Annotated in this window: 1 protein-coding gene; it reads left to right on the top strand. The window is 50.2% G+C overall.

The window, feature by feature from the left end; translation table 11 throughout:
* Positions 1–207, top strand: a 207-nt coding sequence (locus ABFY71_RS19280; protein WP_431021565.1) for a hypothetical protein, incomplete at both ends; no start/stop codon positions are given.

The following is a 207-nucleotide window of genomic DNA, read 5'->3' as shown; positions in this document are numbered from 1 at the left end:
CGTGAAGCTGTCCGACGCAAAAGAATGGGCCTTGCGTATGCAGGAAAAGGGCGTTGCCTACAACACCATCTGCAACAGCAAGCGTTCCTTAAAAGCCATCTTTTATATGGCCGTACAGGACGATTGCCTCCGCAAGAATCCCTTTGACTTCCAGATCAATGAGGTTATCAACGACGATACCGTACCAAAGGTGCCGCTTACCCCTAC

This window comes from Devosia alba, assembly GCF_039938915.1.
Taxonomy (GTDB): domain Bacteria; phylum Pseudomonadota; class Alphaproteobacteria; order Rhizobiales; family Devosiaceae; genus Devosia; species Devosia alba.
The sequence above is the reverse complement of the archived record's forward strand: the minus strand, read 5'-3'. Positions and strand labels throughout refer to the sequence as shown.